Origin of the sequence: Grimontia sp. SpTr1 (genome assembly GCF_947387585.1) — a bacterium.
GTDB classification, from domain to species: Bacteria; Pseudomonadota; Gammaproteobacteria; order Enterobacterales; family Vibrionaceae; genus Enterovibrio; species Enterovibrio indicus.
Genome location: NZ_CANDOD010000008.1, coordinates 118326 through 134951, shown reverse-complemented (window position 1 = coordinate 134951; position 16626 = coordinate 118326). Strand labels below are relative to the sequence as shown.

The 16626-nt window shown below is 49.8% G+C and carries 13 protein-coding genes; 1 reads left to right on the top strand and 12 read right to left on the bottom strand.

Annotation, left to right across the window (positions count from 1 at the left end; translation table 11 throughout):
- Positions 1 to 314: 314 nt before the first annotated feature.
- The 3 genes from QL223_RS13160 to guaB form a co-directional block, all read right to left on the bottom strand.
- On the bottom strand, positions 315 to 1874 hold the full coding sequence (locus QL223_RS13160) for an AbgT family transporter (protein WP_046302734.1): 1560 nt from the start codon (positions 1872 to 1874) through the stop codon (positions 315 to 317).
- A 355-nt stretch (positions 1875 to 2229) separates the two neighbouring features.
- A complete protein-coding gene (gene guaA / locus QL223_RS13155) occupies positions 2230 to 3807 on the bottom strand; it encodes a glutamine-hydrolyzing GMP synthase (RefSeq protein ID WP_039849689.1) in 1578 nt (525 codons plus the stop codon).
- Positions 3808 to 3889: 82 nt separating this feature from the next.
- Positions 3890 to 5356, bottom strand: a complete 1467-nt coding sequence (gene guaB, locus QL223_RS13150) for an IMP dehydrogenase (RefSeq protein WP_281545015.1) — start codon at positions 5354 to 5356, stop codon at positions 3890 to 3892.
- Positions 5357 to 5521: 165 nt separating this feature from the next.
- On the opposite strand from guaB, the gene xseA reads away from it, so the two are divergent.
- Complete coding sequence (xseA, locus tag QL223_RS13145) at positions 5522 to 6850, top strand: exodeoxyribonuclease VII large subunit (protein WP_281545014.1); 1329 nt, start codon at positions 5522 to 5524, stop codon at positions 6848 to 6850.
- A 34-nt stretch (positions 6851 to 6884) separates the two neighbouring features.
- Here the strand turns inward: xseA and QL223_RS13140 are convergent, their stop codons facing one another.
- The 9 genes from QL223_RS13140 to QL223_RS13100 all read right to left on the bottom strand — a co-directional run bounded on the left by QL223_RS13140 (position 6885) and on the right by QL223_RS13100 (position 16432).
- Entirely contained in the window at positions 6885 to 7118 is a 234-nt protein-coding gene (locus QL223_RS13140; protein WP_281545013.1) for a zinc ribbon domain-containing protein, read from the bottom strand.
- Positions 7119 to 7737: 619 nt separating this feature from the next.
- Positions 7738 to 9231, bottom strand: coding sequence for a ribosome biogenesis GTPase Der (gene der / locus QL223_RS13135; RefSeq protein WP_039849687.1), 1494 nt, complete (start codon positions 9229 to 9231; stop codon positions 7738 to 7740).
- 88 nt (positions 9232 to 9319) lie between these two features.
- A complete protein-coding gene (bamB, locus tag QL223_RS13130) occupies positions 9320 to 10477 on the bottom strand; it encodes an outer membrane protein assembly factor BamB (protein ID WP_281545044.1) in 1158 nt (385 codons plus the stop codon).
- A gap of 12 nt (positions 10478 to 10489) precedes the next feature.
- Positions 10490 to 11095, bottom strand: a complete 606-nt coding sequence (locus QL223_RS13125; protein WP_002536956.1) for a tetratricopeptide repeat protein — start codon at positions 11093 to 11095, stop codon at positions 10490 to 10492.
- Positions 11096 to 11108: 13 nt separating this feature from the next.
- Positions 11109 to 12377, bottom strand: coding sequence for a histidine--tRNA ligase (gene hisS / locus QL223_RS13120; RefSeq protein WP_039849686.1), 1269 nt, complete (start codon positions 12375 to 12377; stop codon positions 11109 to 11111).
- 53 nt (positions 12378 to 12430) lie between these two features.
- Complete coding sequence (ispG, locus tag QL223_RS13115) at positions 12431 to 13549, bottom strand: flavodoxin-dependent (E)-4-hydroxy-3-methylbut-2-enyl-diphosphate synthase (protein ID WP_002536953.1); 1119 nt, start codon at positions 13547 to 13549, stop codon at positions 12431 to 12433.
- Between the two features lie 15 nt (positions 13550 to 13564).
- Positions 13565 to 14539, bottom strand: a complete 975-nt coding sequence (gene rodZ, locus QL223_RS13110) for a cytoskeleton protein RodZ (protein WP_002536951.1) — start codon at positions 14537 to 14539, stop codon at positions 13565 to 13567.
- On the bottom strand, positions 14529 to 15284 hold the full coding sequence (gene pilW / locus QL223_RS13105; RefSeq protein WP_002536950.1) for a type IV pilus biogenesis/stability protein PilW: 756 nt from the start codon (positions 15282 to 15284) through the stop codon (positions 14529 to 14531). The genes rodZ and pilW overlap by 11 nt, the downstream gene beginning before the upstream one ends.
- 26 nt (positions 15285 to 15310) lie before the next feature.
- Complete coding sequence (locus QL223_RS13100; RefSeq protein WP_002536949.1) at positions 15311 to 16432, bottom strand: bifunctional tRNA (adenosine(37)-C2)-methyltransferase TrmG/ribosomal RNA large subunit methyltransferase RlmN; 1122 nt, start codon at positions 16430 to 16432, stop codon at positions 15311 to 15313.
- Positions 16433 to 16626: the final 194 nt, after the last annotated feature.

The window sequence follows — 16626 nt, the reverse complement described above, 5'->3', positions numbered from 1 at the left end:
TTTTGCCGCAAGAACTTAGCAGATGCCACTTTTGGAGTAAAACTCCAATAAATGAGATTAAAAAGGGGATAATGCCAAATCAACATTAAGAGTCAGGGCTTATCACAGATTGAAGACAGCACTGCAGATAATAGTGTGAGATAACGCAAACATCCCAGAAGATATATCTTTTATACAAAATCTCAAAAACACATTAATGTATAGATGTATGTTTTGACAATGTTGCGATAATGTAGCACGTATTATTGGAGAAGAATTCAAACGCAAGAAAAAGCCCTGCACGGTGGCAGGGCTTGGATAACAACAGTTTGCTATTACATCTGGTAGGTGTAAGGCGCTTGGATGCCCAGAGGGATGCCCAGAGCCCAGTAAGCCAGAAGGAAGATTGACCAACCGATCAGCATCGCAATGGAGTAAGGCATCATCATTGAAGCCAATGTGCCGATACCTGTGCTCTTCACATAACGTTGGCAGTAAACCACCACCAGTGGGAAGAACACCATCAGTGGAGAAATGATGTTAGATACGGAGTCACCTACGCGGTAAGCCGCCTGAGACAGCTCAGGAGAAATACCCAGCGCCATCAGCATTGGTACAAGGATTGGACCAATCAGCGCCCATTTTGCCGAAGCAGAACCGATCAGCAGGTTCACACACGCGGTCAACAGAATCATACCGATGATGGTCAGCTGACCCGGCATGTTCAGCGCTTTCAGGAATGCCGCGCCTTCCAATGCCAGTAAGGTGCCGATGTTCGACTGGCTGAATGCTGCCAGGAACTGCGCACAGAAGAATGACATCACCAAATATGCGCCCATGGTCGCCATGGTATCGCTCATTGCTTTAATGATATCGCCTTGCGTTTTGAAGGTACCTGCCACGCGACCATAAACCACACCTGGAATCACAAACAGGATAAAGATCAGCGGTACGATAGATTTCATCAGCGGCGCAGAGAACGCAGTCAGTTCGCCTTCAGGGGAACGCAGTGCTGAGGTTTCAGGGATAAGTGCAATCACCAGCAGAACGATACCTGCCAGCATTGCAAAACCTGCACGGTTGAACGCTTTACTTTCAATAGCGGTGAAGCTGCCCAGATCCGGTGCTTTTTCTGCATCTTCATCAATTGGCAATTTGTTCAGGCGTGGCTCGATGATTTTTTCAGTAACATACCAGCCGATAGCCACAATCAGGAAAGAAGAAAGGCCAGTGAAATACAGGTTCGCCAGTGGGTTCACCACGTAGTCTTTATCCAGAACCTGCGCTGCAGATTGGGTAAAGCCCGCCAACAGAGGGTCAATACCCGCTGGAATGAAGTTGGCTGAGAAACCGCCCGACACACCGGCAAACGCCGCAGCAATACCCACCAGCGGGTGACGACCCGCGGCGTGGAAGATGATGCCGCCCAAAGGAATAACCAGAACGTAACCCGCATCTGCTGCCGTGTGCGACACAATCGCCACCAGAATCAGCGCTGGCGTCAGCAGCTTCTTAGGTGTCACGTTCAGCATTTTTTTCAGGCCAGTGGTGATAAAGCCAGATGCATCCGCGACGCCCACACCCAGCATGGCTACAAGCACAATACCCATAGGTGCAAAGCTGGTGAACGTGGTCACCATGTTCGCGAGGAAGCTTGCAAGCGCTTCGCCTGTCAGAAGGTTATTAATCTCTACAGCCTGGCCGGTAACAGGGTGGATCAGGCCGAAATCAACCTGAGAAAGAACGGCGGACAGGCCCCATACGATTAAAAGTCCATAGAAGAACAGAAGTGCAGGATCAGGGATTTTGTTACCCGCCCTTTCAATCCAGTTCAGGAACTTTTCCATACCGCCACTTGGCGCGTCTGGAGTATTGCTCATGGCATGGTTACTCATTTAAAGCTCCGAGTTTTTACAGTGTGTGTTTGCATCGTAAGGAGCGGATTCTTTGATGAATTCGCAACGACGTCATAATTATTCAACAGCACAAAATACACGTAACCAACCAAATTGATAGTGACTAATCTCAATTAAAATTACGGTTTTAGCACATAAATTCAATTACCACACAAGCAATAAACACAAAGCAAACAAAGACAATCCAAATTCACAACAACCACACTAAAGTGGCTACTTTTGGCGTGAAATGGTGAGTATCAGCCACCCTGAGAGCGGAAGACGTATCGCAGGTGAGAGAGAAAGAAAAAGGCACGCTATGCGTGCCTTTTGAATGACTGGATTTGAAGGGGAATTATTCCCACTCGATGGTTGCAGGTGGCTTACCAGATACGTCGTAAACCACGCGGCTGATACCGTCAACTTCGTTGATGATGCGGTTTGAAACGCGGCCCAGGAAGTCGTATGGCAGGTGCGCCCAGTGTGCGGTCATGAAGTCGATGGTTTCTACTGCACGCAGTGAGACAACCCAATCGTATTTACGGCCGTCACCCATTACGCCTACTGAGCGTACTGGCAAGAACACGGTAAATGCCTGAGAAACCTTGTTGTAAAGATCGGCTTTGTGCAGTTCTTCGATGAAGATAGCATCCGCACGGCGCAGCAGGTCACAGTACTCTTTCTTCACTTCACCCAGCACGCGTACACCCAGACCTGGACCTGGGAACGGGTGACGGTAAAGCATGTTGTACGGCAGACCCAGCTCCAGACCAATCTTACGCACTTCGTCTTTGAACAGCTCTTTCAGCGGCTCAACCAGACCCATTTCCATGTCATCCGGCAAACCACCTACGTTGTGGTGAGATTTGATAACGTGCGCTTTACCGGTCTTAGAAGCAGCAGACTCGATCACATCTGGGTAGATAGTGCCTTGCGCCAGCCATTTCGCGTTCTTCAGCTTCTTCGATTCTTCATCGAATACGTCTACGAACACGTGACCAATCTTCTTACGTTTTGCTTCTGGATCCGCAATACCTTCCAGCGCTGACAGGAAGCGGTCTTCCGCATCAACGTGAACAATGTTCAGGCCGAAGTGGTCACCGAACATTTCCATAACCTGCTCTGCTTCGTTCAAGCGCAGCAGACCGTTGTCTACGAATACACAGGTCAGCTTGTCACCGATCGCGCGGTGGATAAGCATAGCAACAACAGAAGAGTCCACGCCGCCTGACAGGCCAAGGATCACTTCGTCATCACCCACTTGTTCTTTGATGCGCGCAATCGCATCTTCGATGATAGATGCTGGCGTCCATAGCTTTTCACAGCCACAGATATCCATCACGAAGCGCTCAAGCATGCGGTGACCCTGACGGGTGTGCGTCACTTCAGGGTGGAACTGAACGCCGTAGAAACGCTTCTCTTCGTTTGCCATTGCTGCAAACGGACAAGTATCAGTCGACGCAACTTTCTCAAAGTCAGATGGAATTTCTACCACTTTGTCGCCGTGGCTCATCCATACATCCAGAACGCCTTTGCCCGCTTCATTGATGGCATCTTCGATACCTTCAAACAGGCTACCTGGGTTGTCCAGCGTCACTTTCGCGTAACCGAACTCACGCTCGTTTGAGCCTGAAACTTTACCGCCAAGTTGCTCAGACATGGTTTGCATGCCGTAGCACACGCCCAGTACTGGAACGCCCGCGTTAAACACATATTCTGGCGCACGTGGTGAACCGTCTTCGGTCACGCTCTCCGGGCCACCGGAAAGAATGATGCCGTTCGGGTTGAAGTCACGGATATCCTGCTCTTCAACATCCCAACCCCACAGCTCACAGTAAACACCGATTTCACGGATGCGACGCGCAATCAACTGGGTGTACTGAGAACCAAAGTCGAGGATCAGAATACGTTGGTCATGAATATTTTGGGTCATTTCAGCTTGTCTCAAAAAGTCATCGATACAGGGGACTTCCGTCCCCATGTTATAAATTTCGGCTTTAACTTACGGGCGTGAATTACTGGCCAGTACGGTAGTTTGGTGCTTCTTTAGTGATGGTCACATCGTGTGCGTGCGATTCCGTCATACCAGCGCCAGTGATGCGAACGAACTCTGCTTTAGTGCGCAGGTCTTCAACCGTCGCGGAGCCAGTCAGACCCATGCACGAGCGCAGGCCACCCATTTGCTGGTGAATGATTTCTTTCAGACGGCCTTTGTATGCCACGCGACCTTCGATACCTTCTGGTACCAGCTTGTCCGCTGCGTTATCGCTCTGGAAATAACGGTCAGAAGAACCTTTAGACATCGCACCCAGCGAGCCCATACCACGGTAAGATTTGTAAGCACGGCCTTGGTATAGTTCAACTTCACCTGGAGATTCTTCCGTACCTGCCAGCATGGAGCCAACCATCACACAAGATGCGCCTGCAACCAGTGCTTTACACAGGTCACCAGAGAAGCGGATACCGCCATCAGCGATACATGGCACGCCATATTGCTCTGCCACTTCTACTGCGTCTGAAATCGCAGTGATTTGCGGAACACCCACACCGGTAACAATACGGGTTGTACAGATTGAGCCTGGGCCGATACCCACTTTCACTGCATCTACACCCGCTTCAATCAGGGCTTTTGCACCTGCGCCAGTTGCGACGTTACCGCCAATGATTTGCAATTCAGGGAATTTTTCACGGGTTTCACGAATGCGTTGAAGCACGCCTTCAGAGTGACCATGAGAAGAGTCGATAAGCAGCACGTCAACGCCTGCTTCAACCAGTGCAGCAACACGTTCTTCGTTACCTGCACCTGCGCCAACCGCAGCACCAACACGCAGACGGCCTTGCTCGTCTTTACATGCGTTTGGTTTGCGCTCAGCTTTTTGGAAATCTTTTGCAGTGATCATGCCCGCGATGTGGTGATCGTCATTAACCACCAGGATTTTTTCTACGCGGTGTTTTTGCATCAGCTTTTGAACTTCTTCTGGGCTTGCACCCTCTTTCACTGTCGCCAGACGCTCTTTCGGTGTCATGGCTTCTGACACTTTCAGGCTCAGGTCAGTCACGAAACGAACGTCACGGCCAGTGATGATACCCACCAGCTCATTGGCTTCGGTTACTACCGGGAAACCGGCAAAGCCATGAGTTTCAGTCAATGATTTTACATCAGCAATGGTTTGATCAGGCGTCACTGTGACTGGATTTGAAACCACACCGGCTTCGAAGATCTTCACCAAGCGAACTTGTTCCGCTTGTTGCTCAATAGACATGTTTTTATGGATAAAACCGATGCCACCTTCCTGAGCAAGCGCAATTGCGAGGCGCGCTTCGGTCACTGTGTCCATCGCCGCTGAGATCAGTGGGATGTTCAGAGAGATTTTTTTCGTCAGTTGAGTGCGCAAGTCGGCAGTGTTCGGAAGAACTGTGGAGTGTGCTGGAACCAGCAGTACATCGTCAAAAGTAAGGGCTTCTTTAGCTATTCGTAACATTGCAATATCTCACGCCAATATAATATGAGGGAGTTCAAAATATTGCCGCCGCATTATACTGACGGCGCAAACGTTTGGCTACAGATTTTTACGAAAACGTTTGGCTTTCAGATTTCGCCTCTTTAACATGGCTTCATCTTGCTGAAAACAAAGACGCATTCCGCTATGAATCTCACCAACAACAATATCTATACCGTCTCCAGATTAAACGCTGAAGTACGTTTATTGCTCGAAAACGAAATGGGCATTGTTTGGCTGGTTGGCGAGATTTCAAACCTCACCATGGCAACATCTGGTCACTGGTATTTCACCCTGAAAGACCGTCAGGCTCAGGTCAAATGCGCCATGTTCAAAGGCAATAACCGACGGGTGACATTTAAACCTGCCAACGGAAATCAGGTGTTGGTGCGTGCAAGGCTTTCTTTGTATGAGCCCCGCGGTGACTACCAAATCATTGTCGAAAGCATGCAGCCCGAAGGTGACGGCCTGCTTCAACAACAATTTGAAAAACTGAAAATGCAGCTTTCCGCAGAAGGTCTGTTTGCTGCCAGTCTGAAAAAAACACTCCCAGAACAACCCAAGCGGGTTGGCGTGATCACTTCCAGCACCGGCGCGGCGCTGCATGATATTTTGCATGTATTGAAACGCCGCGATCCTAGCTTGCCTGTGGTGATTTATCCCACCCAAGTGCAGGGCAAAGATGCTGCGATTCAAATAGCGCAGGCTATTGGACGTGCCAACAGCCGCAATGAATGTGATGTGCTGATCGTTGGCCGTGGTGGTGGTTCGCTGGAAGACTTGTGGTGTTTCAACGAGGAAATTGTTGCCCGTACCATTGCCGCCAGCTCCATCCCGATCGTCAGTGCAGTTGGCCATGAAGTTGATGTTACCATCGCGGATTTCGTCGCCGATGTCCGTGCCCCTACCCCGTCAGCAGCAGCAGAGCTTGTCAGCCGAGATACCTCGGTACGTGATCAGCAACTCTTGCAGCGTACTGATCGCCTCGCACACGCTTTCAGCCGTCATTTAAGCCGCTCTCAGGAATGGCTGACACGCTTGCAACACCGATTGGCGATGCAGCACCCCAAAGCGCAGCTTCAACAACAGTCTCAGCAGTTTGATGAGCTTGAAAGGCGTCTTCACCAATCCATGCGCTATACACTTCAAACGGAAGCACAGCGCCTGGATAGAGCAGCGCAAAAGCTTGAGCGATACTCACCCGCGAACCAGATTCCTGGCCAGAAAGCGCAACTGGGCTATGTGGAGCAGCGTCTTATTGAGGCCATGCGCCGCCAACTCCGACAACAACAACATGCACTGGCACTGCAGATGGAAACACTGGATGCGGTGAGCCCACTGGCAACACTCGCACGCGGTTATTCGATCACCCGAAACGATAAAGGCGAAGTGATTCGTTCAGCATCGTCGCTTAAATCTGGCGATCAGATCAGGTCAACGTTTGGAGATGGAGAGATCCAATCTACAGTGAACTAGAAAGGATCTTTAACCAGAAAGGTGAAATGGTGTCTCAGGACACCGTTTTTTGTTCTTCAAAAACGATTCTCGCGCTCGACTTCGATTTCAGCTCGTTGCAGCTATTGCAAAAATAGCTGGTCGTCCCACAAGCCTGAAGCTTTTCCAATAGCGCATCGCAACTGGCACAAAAAGCCTGTTTTACAAAACTTTTCTCGCAGGTTTCACAACAGTAAGTGCCGTTGTCCCACACCAAGTCACTCTCGCATTCAGGACAATGATTTCCCATTCAGGTTTCCTTAGCTTTTCACTTCGCAGTTTTTTGGTCAAAGGATGCACAAAGATCCTTTTGCCGTTATTCTAACCCTTAGATGCTGGCAAAACGAGCAGCCTAGTGCTGGATCCTATAAAGATCGTCAGATCGCAGCGATTATGGGATCCGATCAGCGATCACCCCCTAAAAAAATATTTATCAATACAACCCCCGAAAGCATAAGTTACATGTTCTGTATATGGATTTTTAAAAGGATAAAATATCGAGCTGAAAATTAAAAACCATCAGTTTCGATATTTTATAAATTATAGCTGCCATAGTAGCCGTGTAATAATTCGCCTTTCCTTCCTAGAACGATATTTCACGCCTAATTGCTTATTTTTTGTGACGAAGATCATCTAAATTTCCTCATTCGACGGTCAGATCAGACTGAATTAGCGTTCAATCAGCCCAATCTGATAGCCCTTATCGAGGCTAACAGCTCAAATTACGGGCGGGAAACACGGAAAGATGACACTTTTGTCTAAATTACATGGGCTGTCATTCAACCTTCATCTATCCAGATGCAATCCGTTTTTTACGGGCGTAAAAAAGCCGACCTTTAGGTCGGCTCTTGGTATTTAGTGGCAGAGAGTTACTTTTTGCCGCGGGTTTTCACCATGTCCATCAGACGCTTACGTTGACGCGCCTGAGAAATGGTTAGCTTCTCTTTCTTACCTTCAAACGGGTTCTCGCTGTTCTGGAACTGAATACGGATAGGTGTACCCATGATTTCCAGAGACTTACGGTAGTAGTTCATCAGGTAACGCTTGTACGAATCAGGCAGTTCTTTCACCAGGTTTCCGTGAATAACGAAAATCGGTGGGTTGTAACCACCCGCATGTGCATACTTCAGCTTCACGCGACGGCCACGGATCATAGGTGGCTGGTGATCATCCTGAGCCATGCTCATGATGCGGGTCAGCATCGCGGTGCTGATTCGCTTGGTCGCAGACTCATATGCTTCCTGAATCGACTCAAACAGGTGACCCACACCTGTACCATGCAATGCAGAGATAAAGTGAATACGGGCGAAATCAACAAAGCCAAGACGACGGTCAAGCTCTGACTTCACGCGCTCTTTCACATCGCTGTCCAGACCATCCCACTTGTTTACAGCGATGACGATCGAACGACCTGCGTTCAATGCAAAGCCCAACAAGCTCAAATCCTGATCCGAAATGTTCTCGCGCGCGTCAATAACCAGCAGCACAACGTTCGAGTCTTCGATCGCCTTCAGTGTCTGGATAACAGAGAACTTCTCAACTTTCTCGTTAACACGCTTACGTCGGCGAACACCTGCGGTATCAATGATCACGTACTCACGGCCGTCACGCTCCATTGGAATGTAGATGGAATCGCGCGTTGTGCCCGGCATGTCGTAAACTACGACGCGGTCTTCGCCAAGGATACGGTTAGTCAGGGTCGATTTACCCACGTTTGGACGACCGATGATACCGAATTTGATTGGCAGGTTACGCAGACGCTCCAATGCAGATTCTGCATCTTCTTCGGTCAGATCTTTATCTTCGTCTTCGGCATCTTGTTCGCCCGTCAGGTCGACCAAACCTTCTTCACCTTCTTCGCTCGCGAGCTCTTCTGCGAACGGCTTCAGTGCGCGATCGATCAAAGCGAGTACACCACGACCATGTGCGGCTGCAATCTGGTACATGTCTGGCATGCCCAACTGCCAAAACTCCGCACTTGCTGCGTCTGCATCAATGCCATCAACTTTGTTGACGACAAGGAAGGTTTTCTTTTCACGGCTACGCAGGTGGTGCGCAATTGCTTCATCGGCAACGGTCAGACCCGCACGGCCATCAACCATAAACAGCACAACATCGGCTTCTTCAATCGCTGCCAGTGACTGCTCAGCCATCTTGGTTTCTACACCCTCTTCGGTACCGTCGATACCACCGGTGTCCACCACGATGAACTCATGCTCACCCAGCATAGCTTTTCCGTACTTACGATCCCTGGTCAAACCCGGAAAATCGGCAACGAGCGCATCGCGCGTCCTTGTTAGCCGGTTAAAGAGTGTCGACTTCCCCACATTAGGACGCCCTACCAGGGCTACTACAGGAATCATACTGACCTCTTAAAATCTCAAATTCATTAATAACAGCGGCTCCTGACCGGTCAGGATCAGGAGCCGAATAATTGATAAGCAACTGTATTTACTGTACTTGCTTCTTACTTATTGTGCCATCACGGGTTGTGACGATATAACCGCCATCTACGTTTAATGGGCTCACCGCAAAACCGCTGTCATCCAGTTGCTGCTGCGCCACAAACTCACCAGAGTTCGGGTCCATCCAATGCAGATAGCCTTCTGCATCACCCACTACAACGTAACCGGAAATAGCCACTGGTGCCGTCAACTGACGGTACTCCAAATCGCGGTTCTGCCAAAGCTCAGTGCCACTGCGCGCATCTACTGCCACCACATGATCTTTGTCAGTGATAAGAAACAGATAGCTTCCCGCCACCAAAAAGTCAGTCGATGAACTGTAAGTGCGTTTCCACGCAGGGCGACCTGAACGCAGGTCAATCGCAACCAATTGGCCATTGTAACCCACCGCGTAAAGCAGTGCGCCGTCAATCACAGGTGTCGCATCAACATCAACCAAGCGGTCGATTTCAGTGGCACCTTTCGGGCTCGCAATCGGCTGTTGCCAGATGATGTTGCCATTCTCAACGAATGCAGCACCCAGACGCCCGTTTGCCATGCCCCAGAACACACCACCTGACGTTGATACCGGAGAGCTGTCTCCACGCAATGTCAGGTTTGGCACGTCACTGGAAATACGCCAACGTTCTTCACCGGATTCTGCATCAAATGCAGCCAGTTCACCACGGCTGGTGTTAACAATCACCAGACTTTCATCTGCCAAAGGCTTAGAAAGGATTTCGCCGCCTGCGTTGCTACGCCAAACGGTTTCTCCGGTTTCTTCATCCAATGCAATCAACGCACCAGTTTCGGTCCCCAAGTAGATCTTACTGTAAGAGGCCGTCAGACCTCCGGAGATCAGTGCGGCAGAATCTTCACCCAGATCGACACTCCAAAGGGTCGAACCGGTTTCAGTGTCCATGGCTTTAACCACACCTTGGCGATCAGCCGCAAACACTTTGCCATAAGCCTGTACAGGAGACAGGTTGCTGAAATAATTTCCAACACCGTTACCTACACTGGACTTCCAAACCTGACTCGGGGTGAATTCGCTCTCAACCACTGGCACGGGTGCCATCTGGATGGAATCTTCCTCACCCGCACAGCCAATCAGCAGTGTTCCCAGCAAGGCAACTGCACCAACACGTTTCCATCCCTTACGCATCATACTCAGACCTTATTGAGACAGGTTGTCCAGTTTCATCTGAACAACTGGGTTGGTCGCTGCTGCAATGGAAGCTGCATAAGCAGAACGCGCTGCGGCTGTATCGCCTTTACGCAGCTCGATATCGCCGCGAAGTTCTTCAACCTGTGCTTTCCAGCTTTCCGCCGTTACACTGTTCAGTTGTGTCAGTGCAGCGTCGTAGTTACCCTGCTCTGCTTCAACACGTGCTAAACGAACTGTCGCCAGTGTTTTCAGTGTTTCGTCTTTTGAGGACTGCACTTTACGCAGTTGCTCGGCCGCTTTGGTCAGATCGCCTGCATCAACAAACGACTTCGCCAATTGCAGCTCAAGCAGGGTCGCGTAAGAGCCTTCATTATCACCGATGAAAGCTGTCGCTTTCTCTTCCGCCTGCGCATCGCCTGCAACCAGTGCGCTTACTACTTGTGTATACGCTTCTGATGCCTGCTCACGGCTGGTTTCCATTTCCGATTGGTAATAACGCCATCCATAAAGGCCGCCCAAACCGATTACTGCGCCGAGGACAACGGCTTTGCCGTTATCCCGCCACCACTTTTTAATCGCTTCAACTTGTTGTTCTTCTGTGGTGTAGACGTCCACGTTTTGTCCTCTCTTAAACTCGTTGAGCCAGTTTATCGGCTACTTCATCCTGAGAAATGGTCAGCTGTTCGCCGCCTTTAAGATCTTTGAAGGTTACTTGGTTGTTAGCGACTTCATCTTCGCCAAGTACCAGAGCCACCGACGCACCAACTTTGTCAGCGCGTTTGAATTGCTTCTTAAAGTTACCGCCGCCAAAGTGGGTCATCACGCGCAGACCAGGAACCTGCTCACGCAGTTTCTCAGCCAGTTGCATGCCCGCTACCAGCGTGCCTTCGCCTGCAGTGACCATGTATACGTCAACCGCAGCTCGGGTATCATCAAGTTCCAGCGTTTCCATCAGAAGCACCAGACGCTCAACGCCCATTGCAAAACCGACTGCCGGGGTAGCTTTACCGCCCAGTTGCTCAACCAGACCGTCGTAGCGGCCACCGCCACAAACTGTACCTTGAGAGCCCAGGCTTTCAGTGATCCACTCGAAAACGGTACGGTTGTAATAGTCCAGACCGCGAACCAGTTTCTCGTTTACCGTGTATTGGATACCTGCTGCGTCCAACAGTTCACAAAGACCTGCAAAATGTTGTTTTGATTCTTCATCCAGATACTCCGAAAGCTTCGGTGCATCGGTCAATACCGCTTGGATATCCGCATTCTTGGTATCCAGCACTCGCAGTGGATTGGTATGCATGCGGCGTTTGCAATCTTCATCCAAGATCGCTTCATGCTGCATCAAGAATTCCACTAGCGCTTCACGATAATTCGCACGTGCTTCCAACGAACCGATAGAGTTCAGTTCCAGACGCACATGTTCATGGATGCCCAGCTTACGCCAAAGGCGTGCAGTCATCATGATAAGTTCAGCGTCAACATCAGGGCCGTTCAGGCCAAACACTTCCACGCCAAACTGGTGGAACTGACGGTAACGGCCTTTCTGTGGACGCTCATGACGGAACATTGGACCAACGTACCACAGACGTTGCTCCTGGTTGTAAAGCAAACCGTTCTCGATACCGGCGCGCACACAGCCCGCTGTGCCTTCAGGACGCAAAGTCAGGCTGTCGCCGTTGCGGTCCTCGAAGGTGTACATTTCTTTCTCAACCACGTCGGTCACTTCACCAATGGCGCGGCTGAATAGATGAGTCATTTCCACGATCGGCATGCGCACTTCGCTGTAACCGTATGCGCTGATAACGTCTTTAACAGTGCCTTCGACTTTTTGCCAAAGTGGAGACTGTGTTGGGAGGCAGTCGTTCATGCCTCGGATTGCTTGAATAGTTTTTGCCACGTTAACTCTCGTAACCGATCTGTTTGTTCTAGCTGTAAGTGAGCGCGCTGCGCTTACTCTTGTGTGTTCACGTCGATGCGGTTGTTTTCATCCAACATTGACGCTTTCGCCCGGATCTTCGCTTCCAGCTGATCGATCAGGTTGTCATTTTCAAAACGTTCTTTCTGGCGTTTGCCATCATCGTAATACGCGCTGCGTTTGTTACCACCAGCCACACCGATGTGTGATACTTCAGCTTCACCCGGCCCGTTAACCACACAGCCAATCACTGAAACGTCCATAGGCACAACAACATCTTCCAGACGCTGTTCCAGTGCGTTTACGGTACCAATCACATCAAACTCCTGACGGGAGCATGTTGGGCAGGCAATAAAATTCACACCGCGTGAACGGATACGCAGTGATTTTAAAATATCGAAACCGACTTTGATTTCTTCTACTGGATCAGCCGCCAATGAGATACGCAGGGTATCACCAATGCCTTCACTTAGCAGCATGCCAAGGCCAACTGCAGATTTCACTGAACCTGCACGCGCACCACCTGCCTCGGTAATACCAAGGTGCAGAGGTTGATCAATGCGTTTTGCCAGTTGACGGTAAGATTCAACGGCCAGGAATACATCAGACGCCTTCACACTCACTTTAAACTGGTCAAAGTTGAGGCGATCCAGAATATCAACATGGCGCATCGCCGATTCCACCAGTGCTTCTGGTGTCGGCTCGCCATATTTTTCTTGAATATCACGCTCCAGCGAACCACCGTTCACGCCAATACGGATCGGAATGTTCTTGTCACGCGCTGCGTCAACCACAGAGCGGATACGTTGTTCGTTACCAATATTGCCAGGGTTAATACGAAGACAATCAACGCCATATTCTGCCACCTTGAGGGCAATACGGTAGTCAAAGTGAATATCAGCAACCAATGGGATGGAGCACTGCTGTTTGATCAGTTTGAACGCTTCGGCGGCGTCCATGGTCGGCACAGAAACGCGCACGATGTCTGCACCCACTTTTTCCAGTGCTTTGATCTGAGCAACCGTCGCTTCCACGTCGGTTGTGCGGGTGTTCGTCATTGATTGAACTGCGATCGGAGCGCCATCGCCAATTGGCACATCGCCCACATAAATACGCGTAGACGGACGACGTTTAATAGGAGATTCGGTATGCATTAGGTGTACTCTGGATTACTTTGGAAGGCTCAAACGCGCTACCCGTCCTGATGGGTAGCCACTCAGATCAACGTTCTCGCCATTGTAGGCAAGACTCACAGCAGCTGGTGCACCCAGCACCAACTTAAACGGTGTATCACCGGATAGTTCAACGGTTTCGCCTGCAGATTTTATCCCTGTCAGCAGACGTTTGCCACTGGCATCGCGGATATCCACCCAACAATCGCCATTAAAGGATAAAGATAAAGTCGGCTCCGTCACCACCGGGGTCGAAACAGTTTCTTCAACCTGTTCTGGCGCTTCAACCACTGTTGAAGTTTCAGCGACTTCTTGCGGTGCAGATTCTTGCCCAACTGGGGACTCGGTCTCGACTTCAGGCACAACCTCGGTGACTGTCTCTTCTGCCACGGTATTGTTGTCTTCTGCTTCTATTAGAGCAGGAGCGATACTTTCGGTCACATCCTGAACCTGCTGATTTTCCAAACCTTCGCTTAGGTCAGCGGCTGCAGGTGTTTCTTCTGTGATAGAGGCGAGAAGGTTGGTCCCTTCCGGTAGTGAGAGTAGAGGATCGTTTTGTTGGTTCTGCCACCACCAAAACGCTGTCAAACCCACAGCCACAGCCAAAATAACCCAGGTCAGACTCATGACGCGGCTATCGTCTTTGTCACGACGGGTCTTTCGCGAGAAGCTTTGCATCTTCTGCACGTTATCTTCTGCTTCGGGTGCAGGCTTAAATGTGTGCAGGAGTTGGTCAGCGTTTACGCCGACCAGCTTGGCATATGAACGAATATAACCACGTGTAAACGTGGTTATCTGTTTTTCATCGCAGCAGTTTTCTTCCAGGTCTTGAATAACGGAAACACGAAGTCTCAGGCGGTCAGCCACATCCTGAGCGGATAGCCCCATCGCCTCTCGGGCTTGTCGCAAAACCGTTCCCGGATGTGTCGACTCAACCTCAAACTGCTGTTCTTCGTTTTGTTCAGTATTCATTCGTCAGGTACTGTCTAAATTCTTTTGATTCGGGAAATTTGTCAGCCAGCAGGCTCGCGTAACGTTCCGCTTCCTTTGGCCGTCCGGCTTTGTTCTCCAGGTCATTCATTATTAACAGCGTCGCAGGCTGATAGCCATAGCGTTTGTGAAAATGGAAAAGACGTATTCTCGCTTCATTCAGCTCATCGTCTTCCACTTCCATACGGGCGAGTTTTACGGAAGATAAAGGCCTGTTCGGCTCATGGTCAATAGCTTTGGCGAACCATACTTTCGCGTTACCCCTGTTCCCCTCTTTCATTGCGCAAAGAGCAGCGTTTTCGTAACTACCGGATAACTTGTAATAGTATGGTTGGTCAATCGCCCTCGCAAACGCCCGCTGCGCTTCGTCGTATCGTTCCTGTCGACATAAAAAGACGCCGTAATTGTTCTGAACGTCACCATTTTGTGGTGAATGACGTAACGCTGTTTTGTACTGTTGTTCAGCTTGGTCGTACTCGCCAACTTCCTGAAGATAGTAGGCGAAGGAAATGAGTGAGCGATAATAAGTGGGTGCAAACTGCACCGCCGTTTCAAGATTTTGCCTCGCTCGCTCCCATTGTCCTGCCTTCAAATAGGCAAGACCAAGCGAAATTCTGGACTCAGCTGCGTCAATGCTATCAAACTTCGCGGTATTTTGCTTCTCTGTTACTGTGACACAACCAGCTAATAATCCCATCAATAACAGAGCGCTAAGCGTCCTTGCCATTATCCCATCCTAATCAGTCTGACAAATCAGACTGATTTCACTGGGATTTGCTCCTCAACATTCAGTCTGCTTTGCGTGCGTTTGGTTCGGTCTATCACATCGCCGACGAGCTGACCGCACGCCGCATCAATGTCATCACCACGGGTTTTACGAACGATAACCGTGTAGTCGTATTGCATCAGTGTTTTCTGGAAACGATCGATGCGTGAGTTACTCGGTTTCTTATATGGTGACCCAGGATAAGGGTTAAAAGGAATCAGGTTTATCTTCGCAGGCGTATCTTTTAACAGCTCTGCGAGTTGGCGCGCATGCTCCATATCATCATTGACGTGATCGAGGAGAATATACTCTACGGTGACACGGCCACGGTTCGCATTTGACGACGCAATATAACGACGTACAGACGCTAAAAACGTTTCAATATCATAGCGATCGTTGATTGGCATGATTTGGCTGCGTAGCTCATCAGTCGGCGCGTGAAGAGAAATCGCCAGAGCGACATCAATCTTACCTGCCATCTGATCCAGACCGGAAACCACACCGGAAGTTGATACAGTGACACGGCGTTTTGACAAACCGTAGGCCAGATCATCCAGCATCAGATTCAGCGCTGGGATCAGGTTCTTCATATTCAGAAGAGGCTCACCCATACCCATCATGACCACGTTGGTAATTGGACGACGGCCAGTTTCTTTTTCCACGCCGATTTCTTTAGCTGCACGCCAAACCTGTCCGATGATTTCAGACACTTTGAGGTTACGGTTAAAGCCTTGTTGGGCAGTAGAACAGAATTTACAGTCGAGCGCACAGCCTACCTGGGAAGACACGCACAAGGTTGCACGGTCATCTTCAGGGATATAAACGGTTTCAACGTCCTGATTACCAACACGCATTGCCCATTTGATGGTGCCATCAGAAGAATATTGAGCAGTGCTAACTTCTGGCGCACGGATTTCGCAACGCGCATTCAGTTTTTCACGAAGCTTTTTGTTGATGTTGTTCATCTGATCAAAATCATCAACACCGAAATGGTACATCCACTTCATGATCTGATCGGCACGGAACGCCTTTTCGCCTAACTCTTCGGCGAAAAACGCACGTAGCGCCTGTCGATCGAAATCCAGCAGATTGATTTTTTCTGTTGTCATCAGATTGCCTCGTGAACAATAAATCAGTAACCACATCAGCCACTCAACATTGGCTGATAAATGGCGGTTCGCCTTAAATCAAGGCGCGAAATTGTACAGCCTTTGTGATCGGGATTCCACCTGTTACTTATAGGCTTATTCTAGTGTGTAAATCTGCCAGAAACGAAAAAGGAGAGCCAAAGCTCTCCTTTTGT

Bases quoted from the DNA above. Each gene is read 5' to 3' on its own strand.
- QL223_RS13160 (WP_046302734.1), bottom strand. From the start codon at position 1,874: ATGAGTAACCATGCCATGAGCAATACTCCAGACGCGCCAAGTGGCGGT.
- guaA (WP_039849689.1), bottom strand. From the start codon at position 3,807: ATGACCCAAAATATTCATGACCAACGTATTCTGATCCTCGACTTTGGT.
- guaB (WP_281545015.1), bottom strand. From the start codon at position 5,356: ATGTTACGAATAGCTAAAGAAGCCCTTACTTTTGACGATGTACTGCTG.
- xseA (WP_281545014.1), top strand. From the start codon at position 5,522: ATGAATCTCACCAACAACAATATCTATACCGTCTCCAGATTAAACGCT.
- QL223_RS13140 (WP_281545013.1), bottom strand. From the start codon at position 7,118: ATGGGAAATCATTGTCCTGAATGCGAGAGTGACTTGGTGTGGGACAAC.
- der (WP_039849687.1), bottom strand. From the start codon at position 9,231: ATGATTCCTGTAGTAGCCCTGGTAGGGCGTCCTAATGTGGGGAAGTCG.
- bamB (WP_281545044.1), bottom strand. From the start codon at position 10,477: ATGCGTAAGGGATGGAAACGTGTTGGTGCAGTTGCCTTGCTGGGAACA.
- ispG (WP_002536953.1), bottom strand. From the start codon at position 13,549: ATGCATACCGAATCTCCTATTAAACGTCGTCCGTCTACGCGTATTTAT.
- rodZ (WP_002536951.1), bottom strand. From the start codon at position 14,539: ATGAATACTGAACAAAACGAAGAACAGCAGTTTGAGGTTGAGTCGACA.
- pilW (WP_002536950.1), bottom strand. From the start codon at position 15,284: ATGGCAAGGACGCTTAGCGCTCTGTTATTGATGGGATTATTAGCTGGT.
- QL223_RS13100 (WP_002536949.1), bottom strand. From the start codon at position 16,432: ATGACAACAGAAAAAATCAATCTGCTGGATTTCGATCGACAGGCGCTA.